At 50.4% G+C, this 16,022-nt stretch carries 15 protein-coding genes and 1 pseudogene; 4 read left to right on the top strand and 12 right to left on the bottom strand.

Annotated elements, in window-relative coordinates:
* Positions 1-98: 98 nt before the first annotated feature.
* Positions 99-554, bottom strand: a complete 456-nt coding sequence (locus tag G4551_RS05565; protein WP_003021467.1) for a YaiI/YqxD family protein — start codon at positions 552-554, stop codon at positions 99-101.
* A gap of 189 nt (positions 555-743) precedes the next feature.
* Between G4551_RS05565 and proC the strand changes: the two genes are divergently transcribed.
* Entirely contained in the window at positions 744-1,553 is an 810-nt protein-coding gene (gene proC / locus G4551_RS05560; protein WP_003021462.1) for a pyrroline-5-carboxylate reductase, read from the top strand.
* A gap of 17 nt (positions 1,554-1,570) precedes the next feature.
* Here proC and adrA read toward each other — a convergent pair whose 3' ends face one another.
* From adrA to G4551_RS05535, 5 genes are all read right to left on the bottom strand, one after another.
* On the bottom strand, positions 1,571-2,686 hold the full coding sequence (gene adrA, locus G4551_RS05555; protein ID WP_085951537.1) for a diguanylate cyclase AdrA: 1,116 nt from the start codon (positions 2,684-2,686) through the stop codon (positions 1,571-1,573).
* A gap of 91 nt (positions 2,687-2,777) precedes the next feature.
* Complete coding sequence (psiF, locus tag G4551_RS05550) at positions 2,778-3,098, bottom strand: phosphate starvation-inducible protein PsiF (protein WP_003021454.1); 321 nt, start codon at positions 3,096-3,098, stop codon at positions 2,778-2,780.
* Between the two features lie 97 nt (positions 3,099-3,195).
* On the bottom strand, positions 3,196-4,611 hold the full coding sequence (gene phoA / locus G4551_RS05545; RefSeq protein WP_003836015.1) for an alkaline phosphatase: 1,416 nt from the start codon (positions 4,609-4,611) through the stop codon (positions 3,196-3,198).
* Positions 4,612-4,715: 104 nt separating this feature from the next.
* Positions 4,716-4,958, bottom strand: a complete 243-nt coding sequence (locus G4551_RS05540; protein WP_003021448.1) for a sigma-S stabilization anti-adapter protein IraP — start codon at positions 4,956-4,958, stop codon at positions 4,716-4,718.
* 248 nt (positions 4,959-5,206) lie between these two features.
* Complete coding sequence (locus G4551_RS05535) at positions 5,207-6,403, bottom strand: multidrug efflux MFS transporter (RefSeq protein WP_003021445.1); 1,197 nt, start codon at positions 6,401-6,403, stop codon at positions 5,207-5,209.
* A gap of 301 nt (positions 6,404-6,704) precedes the next feature.
* Here G4551_RS05535 and ddlA point away from each other — a divergent pair, with 301 nt between their 5' ends.
* Entirely contained in the window at positions 6,705-7,793 is a 1,089-nt protein-coding gene (gene ddlA / locus G4551_RS05530; RefSeq protein ID WP_003836018.1) for a D-alanine--D-alanine ligase, read from the top strand.
* 23 nt (positions 7,794-7,816) lie between these two features.
* Here the strand turns inward: ddlA and G4551_RS05525 are convergent, their stop codons facing one another.
* Positions 7,817-8,035, bottom strand: a complete 219-nt coding sequence (locus G4551_RS05525; protein ID WP_003021440.1) for a DUF2754 domain-containing protein — start codon at positions 8,033-8,035, stop codon at positions 7,817-7,819.
* Positions 8,036-8,299: 264 nt separating this feature from the next.
* Between G4551_RS05525 and G4551_RS05520 the strand changes: the two genes are divergently transcribed.
* A complete protein-coding gene (locus G4551_RS05520; RefSeq protein WP_003836020.1) occupies positions 8,300-8,623 on the top strand; it encodes a DUF2755 family protein in 324 nt (107 codons plus the stop codon).
* On the opposite strand, the gene G4551_RS05515 is transcribed toward G4551_RS05520, so the two are convergent.
* Positions 8,608-9,711: a DUF1615 domain-containing protein gene (locus G4551_RS05515; protein ID WP_003836022.1), complete on the bottom strand. Its 1,104-nt coding sequence runs from the start codon at positions 9,709-9,711 to the stop codon at positions 8,608-8,610. The genes G4551_RS05520 and G4551_RS05515 overlap by 16 nt on opposite strands.
* A gap of 16 nt (positions 9,712-9,727) precedes the next feature.
* Positions 9,728-10,948: a peptide antibiotic transporter SbmA gene (gene sbmA / locus G4551_RS05510; protein ID WP_003836023.1), complete on the bottom strand. Its 1,221-nt coding sequence runs from the start codon at positions 10,946-10,948 to the stop codon at positions 9,728-9,730.
* Positions 10,949-11,332: 384 nt separating this feature from the next.
* Between sbmA and ampH the strand changes: the two genes are divergently transcribed.
* The gene (gene ampH, locus G4551_RS05505) at positions 11,333-12,490 is read left to right on the top strand and encodes a D-alanyl-D-alanine-carboxypeptidase/endopeptidase AmpH (RefSeq protein WP_003021428.1); all 1,158 of its coding nucleotides are present in this window, start codon (positions 11,333-11,335) and stop codon (positions 12,488-12,490) included.
* Position 12,491: 1 nt separating this feature from the next.
* On the opposite strand, the gene iprA is transcribed toward ampH, so the two are convergent.
* The 3 genes and pseudogenes from iprA to G4551_RS05490 all read right to left on the bottom strand — a co-directional run bounded on the left by iprA (position 12,492) and on the right by G4551_RS05490 (position 15,981).
* Positions 12,492-13,115, bottom strand: coding sequence for a hydrogen peroxide resistance inhibitor IprA (gene iprA / locus G4551_RS05500; protein WP_003836025.1), 624 nt, complete (start codon positions 13,113-13,115; stop codon positions 12,492-12,494).
* An 89-nt stretch (positions 13,116-13,204) separates the two neighbouring features.
* Positions 13,205-14,830 (bottom strand): annotated as a pseudogene (locus tag G4551_RS05495) (autotransporter outer membrane beta-barrel domain-containing protein); the annotation flags it as partial.
* 30 nt (positions 14,831-14,860) lie between these two features.
* A protein-coding gene (locus G4551_RS05490) for an IS3-like element ISSen4 family transposase (RefSeq protein WP_085950818.1) occupies positions 14,861-15,981 on the bottom strand; the annotation gives its coding sequence in 2 pieces (ribosomal slippage) (positions 14,861-15,723 and positions 15,723-15,981; 1,122 coding nt in all).
* Positions 15,982-16,022: the final 41 nt, after the last annotated feature.

Below are 16,022 nucleotides of genomic sequence, written 5' to 3'. Positions count from 1 at the left end.
CCGTAAAGAAAAAATTACATAAAGAATGGCGAGATGAGTTAACCCCTACTATAACAAGAATTCACAACGAATAAAGTGTAAATAATAAATTACACACACTATTTTCTACGCTGAACTTCCAGCCACCACTTATCCAGTTCAGCTGCAAAATGCTGTCTGTCGCGGGACGAAAGGCTGTCCGGCCCCCCGGTCTGAATACCGCTAGCGCGTAGCGTATCCATAAAATCACGCATCATCAGACGCTCGCGGATCGTGGCTTCGGTATAACGTTCGCCACGCGGGTTAAGCGCCGCCGCACCTTTTTCAATCACTTCAGCCGCCAGCGGAATATCTGCCGTTATCACTAAATCACCAGCACTGCACTGACGCACAATCTCGTTATCAGCCACGTCAAAGCCCGCAGGCACACGTAATGTGCTGATGAAACGCGAAGGCGGGACGCGCAGGCTTTGGTTGGCCACCAAAACAAGCGGCATTTGCATGCGCTCAGAAGCGCGGTACAAAATGTCTTTAATCACATTCGGACACGCATCGGCATCCACCCATATTGTCATAACTTCTCCCCACTGTTGTGCTGCCGCACATTGTCGCGTGCTTTTACTTTCAGGCAAAGTGCTGTTTCTCCTTCTGAACATATTCATTCCGCGCTAAGCTTAGCTTTCCCAGGTTTACCCCAAATAATTCAAGTTACTTGAAGTAATTAGGGTATAAAACAATGAATATCATCCATAGGGAGTGACAAGATGGACAAGAAAATTGGTTTTATCGGCTGCGGTAATATGGGCAAAGCCATTCTTGGCGGCATGATCGCCAGCGGTCAGGTTCTCCCCGGACAAATCTGGGTCTATACCCCTTCCCCCGATAAGGTCGCCGCGCTACACGACCAGTACGGCATTAATGCGGCGCAGTCTGCACAAGAAGTCGCGCAGATCGCTGATATTGTTTTTGGGGCTGTAAAGCCAGGCATTATGATTAAGGTGCTGAGCGAAATTACCTCCAGCCTGAACAAAGACTCCCTGGTCGTCTCAATTGCCGCAGGCGTCACCCTCGATCAGCTTGCCCGCGCGCTGGGTCACGACCGTAAAATCATTCGCGCGATGCCAAACACGCCGTCGCTGGTGAACGCCGGAATGACCTCCGTCACGCCAAACGCCTTAGTCACGCCGGAAGATACGGCTGACGTGCTGAATATCTTCCGCTGCTTTGGCGAAGCTGAAGTCATTGCGGAGGCAATGATTCATCCGGTCGTTGGTGTCAGCGGTTCAGCACCGGCCTATGTATTTATGTTTATCGAAGCAATGGCAGATGCCGCCGTTCAGGGGGGAATGCCCCGCGCGCAGGCTTATAAATTTGCGGCACAAGCGGTAATGGGTTCGGCGAAGATGGTGCTGGAAACGGGTAAACATCCTGGCGAATTAAAGGATATGGTGTGCTCGCCAGGTGGAACCACCATTGAGGCGGTACGCGTCCTGGAAGAACGCGGTTTCCGTTCATCAGTAATTGAAGCGATGATTAAGTGCATGGAGCAATCGGAAAAACTCAGCCGCTCCTGAGTTAACACCGCCGGACGTCATGCCGCCGCTTCAGTGCGGTTACGTCCGGAATTCTTTGCTTTATAGAGCGCCATATCTGCTGATTTTAACCATTCTCTATAGTGTTCAGTTTCAGATGTCAGCGGCGCAACGCCCACGCTAATGCGCAGGTCAACCTGCGGCGCGCAAGATAAACGCAGTTGGGTAAGCCGTTCGTGAACACGAGACATCGCTGCAATCGCGCTGCTCGCCGACGTGCCACACATGATTACCGCAAACTCATCACCGCCAAAACGCCCAATCACATCGCTACCGCGTAAGGTCATCTGTAACTGGCGGGTCAGTGCAACAATGGCCTGATCCCCTACGTCATGGCCCCAGGTATCATTGATACTCTTAAAATGGTCGATATCGATGATAAGAAGCGTGGCATCACGCTGATGGCGGCGGCAATTATCAAATTCATTACGCAGCAACAGTTCCCAATGACGTCGGTTATACACCCCGGTCATCCCATCTCGCGTACTCATAACCTGTAAGCGACGTTTATGTTCTGCCAGCCGGATGAGCGTCTTATAACTCACCCAGGCAAACAGCAACGGGTAAACCACTAACACTGGCAGTGACAGCAGCACGCTCAGCTGCGTACTGCTAAAAGCCACGGGGATATCCGTTAACTGTAACGTCACCAGGCAGGAAACCACCATCAACACGGCGCCTGCGATGAAGACTCGCATACCTCCTGCGCCCATCAGGTTGATACAGATAATCATCAACAGCGCCGTGGATGGCAGCAAGTTTATCCCCATAATCCCCATCCACATCCCGGCGAGGATGGCATCGGCTTTTAAGTTGGTATATTCGCTATGCAGTGGATCGACAGCTTTACTTGCCAGTTGCCATGCCAGATGTGGCCAGACAAATGCCCATCCCACCAGCAAAAGCCACCAGCCTCCGGTTATTGGCTGAGAAACTAATACCGACGCGATAGGGAAAAACATTCCCCCCAGTCCCACCGCTCGCGGCAGCCTGATTCGTCGGGCAAATCGCAGACCGGAACGTTGGTGGTCATTTTGATGAAGCAATATAAATGCTTCATTCGGGACGACCTTCTTTTGATAAAAATTTTCATCATTCATCGTATTTGGGAATATTCTGAAACAAATTTCCCAAATTATAGGAAGGGGTCTGGCGGCGGAAGTATGATATTTCGGGTGAGCGATTTTATCTGCTCACCCGGAAGTGCTAAGCAGATTTTTTCAGGCAAGCGCTCATAAACTTATTACGATCATCGCCTTTCAGAGACTGCTCCGTCGCCTTGACGTTGCATTCACGCATTTTCTGCTGCTGCGGCGTCAGACTCTTTTCCTCAGGCCCAGATTTACTGTTTTTCAGGCAATCACTCATATACGTCTTACGCGCATCCCCTTTTAAGGTTTGCGCCGTTGCCTGCTGATTGCAGGTGGTCATACGTTGTTGTTGCGGGGTTAATGTCTTCTCGGCAGCACCGACGGTAGTTAAAAAAATAAGACCAAAAAGCAACGTCATTAATAATGTAATTTTCATAGCACCATCCTTTTCTGAACGACGACACACAGGTAAGTTTGGCTGCTAACGATAAAAATACCACCCGACGGCAAAAGTATTGCCGCCGGGCGTCGGGTTATTTCAGTCCTAACGCCGCTTTCATGGTGTAGAACAGGTCGGTTTGATCGGTCAGGCCAACCACATTCGCCGCATGAGGGCCATAGGCTGCAATACGCAGTTGGCTGCCGGTGTGCTCCTGGGACTCTTCTTCAGAGTTGCCATAGCTAATGACCATCACCGCGCCATCTTTGGTGTTCAGCGCTTGCGTTAAACCGGGTGCTTTAGTATCCGGTGCGACTATCTGGCTGGCATGCGCGTGGTCAGCGGTTACCACGACCAGGGTGTTGCCATCTTTCTTCGCAAAAGCAAGCGCACGCTGCACCGCTTCATCCAGATCGACAGTTTCACCAATTTGTCCACACGGGTTAGCGGCGTGATCTTGTTTGTCGATTGACGCGCCTTCCACTTGCAGGAAGAAGCCTTTCTCATTTTTGCTTAACAGCTCAATCGCTTTATCCGTCATCTGTGCCAGAGTCGGCACGCTGTCGTTACGTTTTGGATTTGGCGTGCAGGTCACTACCGGCTTATCCAGATTTCCGTGATAAGACGCTTTCGGGCCTTCCCAACGCACTGGCATATTACCGTCAGAGAACAGACCCAACAGCGGTTTATCCTGATTCGCTTCGGTAATCACCGCCAGCGTCGCGGTATCACTCACCATCTGGTAACCACGGGCCTGTGCTTGTTCACGCAGCGTTTTACCCTGCCACTCACCTGCCGTAGCGGTTTCAGTAAAAGTTTTTGCCCCGCCACCTAACGTAACATCCGCACGGGCATTCAATAATTGTTCGGTAATCGACCCTTTACCGCCTTTTTCCAGCGCGTTCGTCGGGCATTTTTCAGCCGTCACGCTCGGGCCATAGCATTTACGCGAAGTGACATGGGCAACCAGTGCGGCAGGCGTGGCATCCTGCAATTCAGCCGTGGAAACGTTACCTGTCGCCAGACCCGCCGCTTTGGCCATTTCCAGAATAGTAGCGTGATCTTTCTCATGAATATCAACGCCCAGAGCACCATTGTAAGTTTTAACACCGGTCGTCCACGCCGTCGCCGATGCTGCAGAATCTGTCACATAATCGGGCTTGCCGGTTTTCTTATCCAACGCATAATGTGTGTATTGTCCGGTCAACGGTAAAGCATCAATACCTTTAAAAAAGCCGCCCGCGCCTTCAGCATAATTTCGCGCTGCCGTTATTTCGGAATCACCCATCCCATCGCCAATCAGTAAAATAATATTTTTGGCCGGTTTGTCGTTCAGCGATTCGCGCAGAGCCGCGGTTTGGTCGGCAGACAATCGGCGAGCGCCACCCGGCGTGGAGATATCACCTTGAGCGGCACGATTATCCAAAACCGCTACAGTAGATGTTTCTGCATTAATAACCGGGGTAAACAGCAAAGGTAACAGGGCAATAGCGAGTGCGCTTTGTTTCACTTTATATTCTCCATGTATAAATACGGTAAAATTAAAACAAAGCGACTATAAGTATTTGATGTGACACTTTTATGATAATTTGTGGGTGCCCCGCCACAGATGGTTCAAAACGCTTTTGGTACGATCTCGCAAGCGTTATGTATGTTCGTGAGAAACGCGGGCATGCGGTTTACATCAGCCAGCGCCCCCTCAATTTGACGAATAAATATTTGCCGATCGTTCCACGCCATATTGCGCAGCATTTCGATGATTACCCGCTCTAACGTTTCGACCTGTACCGCCAGATCTTGCGACTCTTCTTCTTTTTGCGCGAGTTTAAGTAACAACTCAGTGACGAGGTTTTTCATTTGCCTATTCCCTTAACAAAATATGGGTCACGTTATCATTAAGGCTCACGACTGCCTAGAGGATGAAAGTTGTATTTTTATAAGTAATAAAACGATTTGCGAAAACAATCACAACACAAAATAAGGGTAAATGCGTCTTGACGCAGAATGATTCAATATAAAAAGGTAAGAAAATTAATAATCACACAAATATATAATACACAATTATGGATTAACAACGCTGACAGGCAGCGTTGTTAATCAGGAGCTCAACGCCCCCCGCGCCGACGTCGCAACGCAATAGCCAATTGCCAGATATTGATAAGCACAATGCTTGCTGTAGCAATGAACACCCAACGGAACCCCGCCATTGCCGAAACCGTCGCCCCCATTAATGGCCCGGCGACGTTGCCGAGATACATAAATGACTGGTTATAACCAAAGATGCGCCCGGTTATCTGATCGCTGGAGTATTTCACTAACAGCGTCTGCACCGCCGGCAACATCGCACCGTCGGCAAAGCCAAGCAGAAAACGGAGAACTCCCAACTGCAACGGCGTGGTGACCCACGACATAGCGAAAAACAGCACCACCGCGAAGATTAACGTCGCCATTAAAATCCGCTCAGTACCAATACGGTCGCCTAATTTACCAAGTCGAGGCGCGGAAATCAGAGCAGAAATGCCCGGTACTGAGGCTATCAGCCCGCTGAGAAAGGCAATATTCGAACTATCTGGGACCATTGATTTAATAAACAGCGCCAGAATTGGCCCAATTGAACCGTTACAAAGTTGAATCACCATGGTGGTAAAAAACAGGCTGATCACCAGCGCCGGATGTGAAAGCGAGGCAAATACGGCCTTCCCACTCAGACGTTCGCTTTTTTTAATCGTCGGACGAACGCCCTCTTTGATCAAAAACAGTGTGACCAGAAAACTCACTACCAGCAAAGCGGCGGTAATACAGAATACCGCCCGTAAGCCAACGTGATCGGCAATAAAGCCCCCCATTAACGGTCCACCAATGACACCGCTAATTTGCGCCGTCGACAGCGTACTCAGCGCCCAGCCGCTGCGTTCACGCGGAACCTGTGACGCGACCAGCGCCATCGCATTAGGAATATAACCGGAGGTTAACCCCATCACCCCGCGCAGCAGAAAAAGCTGCCAGACGTTAGTAGCAAATGCCTGTAGCAAAATCGCAATGGCCATACCCAGTGAGGCCCGCAGCAGCATTAGCTTGCGCCCTTTGCGGTCGGCTAAACTGCCCCACATTGGTGAGACAATAGCTGAAATCAGGAAGGTGACGCTGAACGTTAATCCGGACCACATTGAGAGCGCTTCATGCGAGGTCACGCCCAGTTGGGAGATATAGAGTGGTAAAAAAGGCAAGATTTGGCTAATCGCCAGTCCGGTAAAAAAACACCCGAACCAAACGGAAATAAGATTAACTCTCCAGGATTCCATAAGGACTCATAACGATAAGTAGCTGAAAACTGCGAGCAGCTTAACAAATTACTTAGCTGAATAAGGGTCCACAGGTGCGATAAATCACAGTTTAGTATTTTATCTTCCCGCTCATCATATTTGTGATACAGCTCACATCAAACCCATAATATAAGCAGGGGATTATGCTTCGCGTGCGGGCCTCTTGTTTGTTCTGTTCTATTCCCCTGTCGTCAGCCAAAACAATCTGCCAGAAGCCGAGGAAACCTGCGTTTTGTCGTGGTAATGTATGTGCTTTGCATTCATGGAATGGGTTTTTAAGATGGCAAAGTTGCGGGTAGGAATCGTATTTGGTGGTAAATCAGCGGAACATGAAGTGTCATTGCAATCGGCAAAAAATATTGTCGATGCCATCGACAAGACTCGCTTTGACGTTGTGCTGTTAGGTATTGATAAACAAGGGCAATGGCACGTCAGCGATGCCAGTAATTATCTGCTCAATTCAGACGACCCGGCGCATATTGCGTTGCGACCTTCTGAGACCAGCCTGGCGCAGGTACCGGGTAAACAAGCGCACCAGTTGATCGATGCACAAAACGGTCAACCGCTGCCGACGGTCGATGTTATTTTCCCGATCGTACATGGCACTCTGGGTGAAGATGGCTCTCTGCAGGGCATGCTGCGCGTGGCAAACCTACCGTTCGTAGGTTCTGATGTGCTGGGTTCTGCGGCCTGTATGGATAAAGACGTGACCAAACGTCTGCTGCGTGATGCCGGATTAAACATCGCGCCATTTATTACGCTAACTCGCGCCAATCGCATCAGCTTTAGCGAAGTGGAATCCCGCCTGGGTCTGCCGTTGTTTGTAAAACCGGCCAACCAGGGATCGTCCGTTGGCGTCAGCAAAGTAACCAGCGAAGCCCAATACGATCAGGCCGTCGCGCTGGCATTTGAATTCGATCATAAAGTCGTGGTGGAGCAAGGGATCAAAGGCCGCGAGATCGAATGTGCGGTACTGGGCAACGATCATCCGCAGGCCAGTACTTGTGGAGAGATTGTGCTGAACAGCGATTTTTACGCTTACGACACTAAATACATTGACGATAACGGTGCCACAGTTGTCGTTCCGGCAGCAATTGCACCAGAGATTAACGACAAGATCCGCGAAATCGCCATTCAGGCCTACCAGACACTGGGCTGTGCCGGCATGGCGCGCGTGGACGTTTTCTTAACTGCTGAAAACGACGTTGTGATCAATGAGATCAACACGCTGCCAGGTTTTACCAACATCAGTATGTATCCGAAGCTGTGGCAGGCGAGCGGTTTAGGCTATACCGATTTGATCACTCGCCTGATCGAACTGGCGCTGGAACGCCATGCTGCGGATAGCGCGCTGAAAACCAGTATGTAAACCCGCCAGGATGCCTGATATAGCTATTGGGCATCCTTTACTTCATCATCTTCAACGCGGCGACGGATGATTAATCCGGCCAGCCAAAAGCTAATCACCCAGGTCACCAGCCCCACCGCATAGGTTTGCCACCCCTGCGCTTCAAAACCGAGTAAGCCCACCACGCCGTTGAGAATAAAGATAAGCCCAATAGCGAAGGCATAATAGTGCCAGTCTCGGCGGATTTTAACAGGCAGGTTCATAACGGCTCCGGTGGATATACAACACAGGGAGGCATCCTCGCACATTTCCCCGTGGGCGTCTGTGGCCTGTGCGGAATTTCTTAAATGTAACTCAATTTCACTTAAGGTTACATAATTGTGACCACCAACAAAAAACCGAAATCCAGGAATAATCTCTACCTGAAATTACCATCATTCTGATATTGACATTGCCGATCACCTGTCAGACTCACTTTCAGTTACAGGCATTACGTCAAAAAAAGCAGGTTATTTCCGGAGGTCTTTATGGCTGATTTTACGCTCTCAAAATCCCTGTTTAAGGGCAAGCATCGGGATCCCTCCACCCTGCCCGGCAACATTGCGTATGCCGTATTTGTGCTGTTTTGCTTCTGGGCAGGCGCGCAGATTTTAAATCTGTTGGCCCACGCTCCCGGCATCTATGAGCAGTTGATGCAGTTGCAAATGCAAGAGACAGGGCGCCCGCGAGTTGAAATCGGCCTGGGCGTCGGAACCCTTTTTGGACTGGTCCCTTTTCTCGCCGGAAGCCTGATTCTTGGCGCCATCGCGGCATTCGCGCGTTGGCGCCGCCGTCATCATAACGATGACTGACGCATACATTTCGCCCGACGATCGTCCACGCGTTTAGCAAACCACGCGGTAGTCAGGTTACGTGTGATCTTCGGGCTTTCCAGTTGAATGCCAGGCAGCATTTCACGGGGAAGCGTTTTCCCCGCCTTCGCTTCCGCCAGCTTATAGACTTTCTCGTACAGCGCGGTCTCTTCAAAGGCCAGGCTGTCGCCTTTTTGCAGCTGACGGCGGATCTCACTCTCGCTCATGTCCAGCTTCCCGGCCAGTTTACGTACCGCCAGCTCCGTTTTGCCCTGCTCGCTGCTGCCATAGAGAATTAAATCACCGTCCATCGCCAGCTTCACGCCGCTGGCTTTACTGACCGCATTCTGGAAAGCTGCATTGCGGCTGGCATACCACCCGGCATTGAAATCGGCGAAGCGGAAAATTGGCGCACTGTAATTCGCCGGGTAGTTAAGCAGATGATACGTACCGAACCACAGCCCACCGCGGCGGCTAAATACTTCCTGGCGCACGGTTCCCGCCATTTTCCACGGGTAGCCGCTGGCATGCTGCTCAGCAAAGGCGATGCTAACCTGCATCGGCCCACCGGTATGCACCGGATTAAGCGAACCAAATAACGTCTGCCCCATCGGTACCATGTTGATAAAATCATCAAAGATCGCGCTAAGCTGTTTTTCGGTTTTCACCGTATCCAGGCGCTCGCTGTAGCTTTTCCCCGTTGGCGAGTTAATCTTCAGCGCGGTATGCACCACAAATAGCGGGATGTGCATACGCTCGGCACGACGATCGATCTCTTTCCAGGCGATTTTACTTAAGTTCGGCACGGCTGGATCCGCCTGGTAATTTGACTCCTGTTGCGCGACCGCCAGCACCGAACAGATATTTTCAACCGCCGGCGCCAGCTTCTGGCTTTCAAAAGTCTTTGCCAAATCCTGCGCCCATGCGTCCCGGTCTTTCACGCTGGCGGGCATTTTCTGGCGCACCACGCTCGCCACATCGACGGCTTTCTCCCCCTTTTTTAGCGGCTGCGCGGGTTGGCTACTACATCCCACCAGCACCAGTGCTGCCAGACCAGACAAGGGGTAAAGACGGGAAACCGTCGACATAACATCTCCTTATTATTTAACTCAGTGTATGGGTAACTTCCTGAATATCCTGACCATCAAGCTCTCGTTCAAAGCTGCGCAGACGCTTATAAATAGACATCAGTTCCACTAACGTTGTCCAGGAGTTAATCAGATACTGGAACGAGCCGCGCACCTGGCCAAACACGTTGGTGATTTGCGTCATCAGGCCGAGCGTAATCGTACCGGCAACAATCGATGGAAACAGCAGGAACAAGCCGAAAACGTTATCAACCTGCAGATAAAGAATTCGGGCGATATTGAAGTACATATAGTGAAAATAGAGACGGAAGTAATTTTGGCGTACCGCATGAAACAGTTCACGCACCGTCGGTGGCGTCGCACGGTTGCCATCATCTTCGCCATAGACCAGTTCTTTACGATAGGCCGCTTCCACGCGCTGGTTTTTAAACTCCAGCCCTGGAAGTTTTATCCCGACCACGGCCAGCAAACCGGTTCCCATCAGCGACCAGACAATCGCGGCAATCACCAGGCCATAAGGCACATGTCCAACAATCGGCAGGTCAGGAACATGGGCAGAGAGCGTAACCAGTACAGGCAGGAAGGCAATCAGCGTCATAATCGCGTTGATAAAGCTGACGCCCATATCTTCCAGCGTAGAAGCAAAACGCATGGTGTCTTCCTGCACACGCTGCGCTGCGCCTTCGATGTGACGCAAATGCTGCCAGTGCGCCATATAGTGTTCGTTCATCGCGGTACGCCAGCGGAACACGTAGTGGCTGACGAAGAAGTTGTTCATCACGCCAATGACCACGGCTATCAGCGCAATGCCGAGAAAAATGCCAACTTCATGATAGAACTGCTCAATCTTCACCTTGTGTGGTGTGCTGAGCGCAGTTTGAATTAGGTCATAAAATGGCGCGTACCAGGCGTTGACAGCGACGCCGACTTCAACCAGAAACCAGGTCACAAAAATAATCAGCGATGTGCCCAGAATAGACCAGTACTGCCAGCGGTGTGGGCTGTAGAGAAACCAGAACAGCGCGAACACCCCGACACAAAGAATGTAGTACGCATAAAAAATCAGATAATCCAACGACCAGAAACGCGCTGCGCTAATAGGTACGTCTCCCGACGCGCCGGTAATATGTGCAACCCAGGCTCCCCCACCTGCTTGCCAGAATACAACGGCGACAAGTGCCCAAATAAATGCCGAAATAAAGAACGGCCCCGGCTTTGGGAAAAAAGACTTAAACATAGTGCTCTCCTGCTAACTTCTTATCGTTATGACGACTGCTGTGCATTTGCCACCGTGGAGTGCGGAGGCCAGACGGCTTACGCCCAAAAACACAAGCTGAAACCGACAATTGTGACCAAAACCGAGGCACTTAGTTCGCACCTCGGTTATGAAGAATTGTTTCTGTGGTTTTCACACTCGACAACGTTCCAGTATGTGCAGATTATCACAGCGTAAGATCACAAAAGCGAACATCCGCAATCCAGGAAACTCCTACGTTTACTCATCGTTACGTTTTTCCCACTATCATTGGTTGATAAGCGCTTTGCAATACGCCGATGAGTAGTATAAATACGCATACGCACGACATCCTTTTTCACTTTCTCTAACTCATGGACACCACCGTTGAAACGTAGTCTGCTTTTTTCTGCCGCGCTGTGTGCGGCGTCATTGACATCAGTCCAGGCGGCACAGCCTATAACCGATCCGGTTTTCGCCTCCGATATCGTCGATCGTTATGCCGACCATATATTTTACGGCAGTGGTGCTACGGGGATGGCGCTCGTGGTGATTGATGGTAATCAGCGCGTATTTCGCAGCTTTGGCGAAACGCGTCCCGGTAACAACGTCCATCCACAGCTTGATTCCGTGATTCGAATTGCCTCAATCACTAAATTAATGACCAGCGAAATGCTGGTGAAATTGCTCGATCAGGGCACGGTCAAACTCAACGATCCATTGAGTAAATATGCACCTCCAGGTGCACGCGTGCCGACTTATCAGGGCACGCCGATTACGCTGGTGAATCTGGCGACGCATACCAGCGCGCTGCCGCGCGAACAGCCAGGCGGCGCGGCAAAGCGCCCGGTGTTTGTCTGGCCAACCCGCGAGCAGCGCTGGAGCTATCTCTCTACTGCCACGTTGAAAGCCGCACCAGGTTCACAGGCATCTTATTCCAACCTGGCGTTTGACCTGCTGGCCGATGCGCTGGGAGCGGCCTCTGGTAAGCCTTATCCGCAGCTGTTTGAAGAAAAAATCACCCGTCCGCTGGGGATGAAAGACACCACCTTTACCCCGTCCCCCGATCAATGCCGACGCCTGATGGTCGCGGAAAAAGGTGCCAGCCCGTGCAATAATACGCTGGCGGCAATGGGCAGCGGCGGTGTCTATTCTACGCCCGGCGATATGATGCGCTGGATGCAGCAGTATCTCTCTTCTGACTTTTATCATCGTAGCCAGCAGGCCGACCGGATGCAGACGCTGATTTATCAGCGTACGCAGTTAACTAAAGTGGTGGGAATGGATGTTCCAGGCAGAGCCGATGCGCTTGGTTTGGGCTGGGTCTACATGGCGCCGAAGAATGGCCGACCGGGAATTATTCAAAAAACCGGCGGCGGTGGTGGTTTCATCACCTATATGGCGATGATCCCACAACAAAACGTCGGGGCGTTTATCGTGGTGACCCGTTCTCCGCTAACCCGTTTTACCAATATGAGTGACGGTATCAACGATCTGGTTGCAGAGTTGAGCGGGAACAAACCGCAGGTTATTCCCGCATCCTGAGTTAATACTCAAAAGGCAAACGGTTAATGCTCACCAGTTTGCCTTTATTCATTTCAATGTAACCACCTTTACGCAAAGCCGCGAGAACCTCAGCGACAACCGAGCGGGAAATTCGCGTGCGTTGGTGAATATAGTTCATGACACCGATACGCGAACGCAGTACGTCGTCCCATTTCATCATGGATATCAGCGTCGCGCGAATCTGATCGTAGGAGTTATTGCCGATCAACTGCAGATCGCGCAATTCAAGCATGGAATTTTGCCATGCCAACCAACAAAAAGCTTCACGCCAAAGTTGGCACTCTTCAATTATATTAATTGTTTGTGAGGCAGGTAGATGGTATCCCGTACAATCGCTTTCCGTGATTAATCTGTATTGTATATCTGTTTTCATCACGCCATCTGAAAGCCCCATAATAAACGGCGCCTGTGCAATACCGACCAGCACATTTTCTCCTCGACGCAGGGAAATTACGCCGCTTAAAATAATAAAGGTATCGTCAGCATTTATATCATTGGAATATATGATTTGCTTTTCGTTATCACATTTGAAATGTTTACCATATTTTGATAAACATTTATCAAGCCTACCAAATTCTAAAAGAGGTTTATTCGTAGATAACATTTTTGCATTCCTTGCAATAAATGCCCGTCAAATCCGTGACGGGCATTTTTCTGGATTAAATCACCTTATACTTCTATAAAAGAAAATTCTTACCAGGTATATTTAACACCAACGTTTGCTGCCCAGTCTTGATCTACATCACCACCACCGAGGTAGTTAGCATCGGTGTAAGCGCTGAAGTTTTTGGTAAAGCTGAACTGAGTACCCAATCCAACACGTACCGCAGAACCTTCTACACCGTTGTCGATAGAATCGCCGTTTACGTCAGAATCGTTGTTAGAATCGTCGTAAACGTAGGCCAGTTTGAAGTACGGGGTCAGCGCCTGATCTTCACTGTAGGCGAAGGTATAACCTGCATCTACACCGAGTTCATAGCGCATGCTGTCATAAGACTGACCGTCAACTTTCATGTCGTTGCTCAGCTTATAATCATCACCAGACTGGAACAGACCGGATACGCTGCCGTATGGCGTTACGTAGCCTGCGTCACCCAGCTTCAGGTCATAACCCAGTTTCAAGCCAAAGCCCCAGGCATCAGAAGAGGTGCTGCCATCAACATACTGACCGTTGCTCATGTTGGCAGACAGATCGTTGTTGAAGTGGGAGTAGCTTAAGTTACCGTCAACAAAGATGTTGTTGTCAAAGCGAGCAGAAGAGTAGATGTAGGCAGTCTGGCTATCCTGATCCACCTGACCGGTACGGTCGCTCATATCACCTTTCGCGAAGCCTGCTGCAGCACCGACAATCCACTTAGCGTTGTTACCATCAATTTTGGAATCAACACCAACCATGATGCCGTTAACATCCTGATCGTAGTTAATGGTGCCGTTATCTGCATCGAAGCTACCACCGAAGTAGCTTACCCATGCACCACCGTTATCAACCAGACCATGACGTGCGTTAGTCAGACGAGTACCAACGGTGTCTTGTTCCAGGTTCCAGATATTGGTGTTAGCAGACGGGATGCTCAGCGCCATGTTCGCGTAGTCTGTCAGTTCCATCTGCTGCAGAACAACGGTGTTACCCTGCTGCTGTGCCTGATAGGTGTAAGCACCGAGGTCAGCTTTGTTGGCTGCAGAGAAGGTGGCAGTGGTATTCACATCGTTAACGTAGATCAGCTCTTTGCCTTTGTAATCAGCAACGGAGCCAGCGCCGGTCGCATTGTCGACACGCACTTTGTAGTTACCGGATGCCGCAACAACGTTGTCAACAGAGCTGTTATCCAGTTCGTCGCCATTGTTGATATCGCCGTTACCGTTAACGGTCAGGTGACCGTCAGAGTTCATTGCGATAGTACCGTAACCGTAGTTAGCCTGAGTGGTATCCCAGGTACGATCGTTCACCAGATCGGCATTCAGAACATAGTCGCTGCTGTGGATGTTGAATACACCAGAAACAACATGGTTGCTGTTATCAGCATAATTGCCGCTGGTCAGTTCCAGTTTATCGGTGTTGAATACTTCAGTATCAAATTGATCAACATTAACATCCAACACACCACCATTAGTTACAGTGATGGTATTGGCATACAAGTTAGAACCCGTCGCCCATCCAGTGGACTCGGTCAAATTCACAGTACTATAGCTGTTAATTGTCAGATGATCTGTATCAACTTGACCACCTTCACCAATATTCAATGAAGAGCTATTGGTTAAATCAATAGTATCTGAAGTCAGCATTGAATCAGAGACGTTAACCTGAGAACCATTGTTCACATGACCTGCCCCCACGATTAGATACAACACTCAGTTAGTAACGTCGGAATCTTCATTCTCAGAATGACCCTTTCTCCAGCCCGCTGCAAATTCAGACGGTGTCTGATAATTCAGCGTGGAGTGCGGGCGGCATTCGTTATAATCCTGCCGCCAGTCATTAATAATTTTCCTGGCATGAACGATATCGCTGAACCAGTGCTCATTCAAACATTCATCGCGAAATCGTCCGTTAAAGCTCTCAATAAATCCGTTCTGCGTTGGCTTGCCCGGCTGGATTAAGCGCAACTCAACACCATGCTCAAAGGCCCATTGATCCAGTGCACGGCAAGTGAACTCCGGCCCCTGGTCAGTTCTTATCGTCGCCGGATAGCCTCGAAACAGTGCAATGCTGTCCAGAATACGCGTGACCTGAACGCCTGAAATCCCAAAGGCAACAGTGACCGTCAGGCATTCCTTTGTGAAATCATCGACGCAGGTAAGACACTTGATCCTGCGACCGGTGGAAAGTGCGTCCATGACGAAATCCATCGACCAGGTCAGATTGGGCGCCGCCGGACGGAGCAGCGGCAGACGTTCTGTTGCCAGCCCTTTACGACGTCTTCTGCGTTTTACGCCCAGGCCACTGAGGTGATAAAGCCGGTACACGCGCTTATGATTAACATGAAGCCCTTCACGGCGCAGCAACTGCCAAATACGACGGTAGCCAAAACGCCTGCGCTCCAGTGCCAGCTCAGTGATGCGCCCTGATAAATGCGCATCAGCAGCCGGACGGTGAGCCTCATAGCGGCAGGTCGACAGGGATAAACCTGTAAGCCTGCAGGCACGACGTTGCGACAGACCGGTCGCATCACACATCAACATCACGGCTTCCCGCTTCTGGTCTGTCGTCAGTACTTTCGCCCAAGAGCCACCTGAAGCGCCTCTTTATCCAGCATGGCTTCGGCAAGCAGCTTCTTGAGTCTGGTGTTCTCTTCCTCAAGCGACTTCAGGCGCTTAACTTCAGGCACCTCCATACCACCATACTTCTTACGCCAGGTGTAAAACGTGGCATCGGAAATGGCATGCTTGCGGCAGAGTTCACGGGCGGGTACCCCAGCTTCGGCTTCGCGGAGAATACTGATGATCTGTTCGTCGGAAAAACGCTTCTTCATGGGGATGTCCTCATGTGGCTTATGAAGACATTACTAACATC

Source organism: Citrobacter freundii ATCC 8090 = MTCC 1658 = NBRC 12681 (assembly GCF_011064845.1).
In the GTDB taxonomy this organism is placed as follows: Bacteria; Pseudomonadota; Gammaproteobacteria; order Enterobacterales; family Enterobacteriaceae; genus Citrobacter; species Citrobacter freundii.
Note: the sequence above shows the minus strand (reverse complement) of the source record. Positions and strands in the feature narration are given on the sequence as shown.

What these genes read in the sequence shown, in the direction of transcription:
- G4551_RS05565 (WP_003021467.1), bottom strand. Translation starts at nt 554, where the DNA reads ATGACAATATGGGTGGATGCCGATGCGTGTCCGAATGTGATTAAAGAC.
- proC (WP_003021462.1), top strand. Translation starts at nt 744, where the DNA reads ATGGACAAGAAAATTGGTTTTATCGGCTGCGGTAATATGGGCAAAGCC.
- psiF (WP_003021454.1), bottom strand. Translation starts at nt 3,098, where the DNA reads ATGAAAATTACATTATTAATGACGTTGCTTTTTGGTCTTATTTTTTTA.
- G4551_RS05540 (WP_003021448.1), bottom strand. Translation starts at nt 4,958, where the DNA reads ATGAAAAACCTCGTCACTGAGTTGTTACTTAAACTCGCGCAAAAAGAA.
- G4551_RS05535 (WP_003021445.1), bottom strand. Translation starts at nt 6,403, where the DNA reads ATGGAATCCTGGAGAGTTAATCTTATTTCCGTTTGGTTCGGGTGTTTT.
- ddlA (WP_003836018.1), top strand. Translation starts at nt 6,705, where the DNA reads ATGGCAAAGTTGCGGGTAGGAATCGTATTTGGTGGTAAATCAGCGGAA.
- G4551_RS05525 (WP_003021440.1), bottom strand. Translation starts at nt 8,035, where the DNA reads ATGAACCTGCCTGTTAAAATCCGCCGAGACTGGCACTATTATGCCTTC.
- G4551_RS05520 (WP_003836020.1), top strand. Translation starts at nt 8,300, where the DNA reads ATGGCTGATTTTACGCTCTCAAAATCCCTGTTTAAGGGCAAGCATCGG.
- G4551_RS05515 (WP_003836022.1), bottom strand. Translation starts at nt 9,711, where the DNA reads ATGTCGACGGTTTCCCGTCTTTACCCCTTGTCTGGTCTGGCAGCACTG.
- sbmA (WP_003836023.1), bottom strand. Translation starts at nt 10,948, where the DNA reads ATGTTTAAGTCTTTTTTCCCAAAGCCGGGGCCGTTCTTTATTTCGGCA.
- iprA (WP_003836025.1), bottom strand. Translation starts at nt 13,115, where the DNA reads ATGTTATCTACGAATAAACCTCTTTTAGAATTTGGTAGGCTTGATAAA.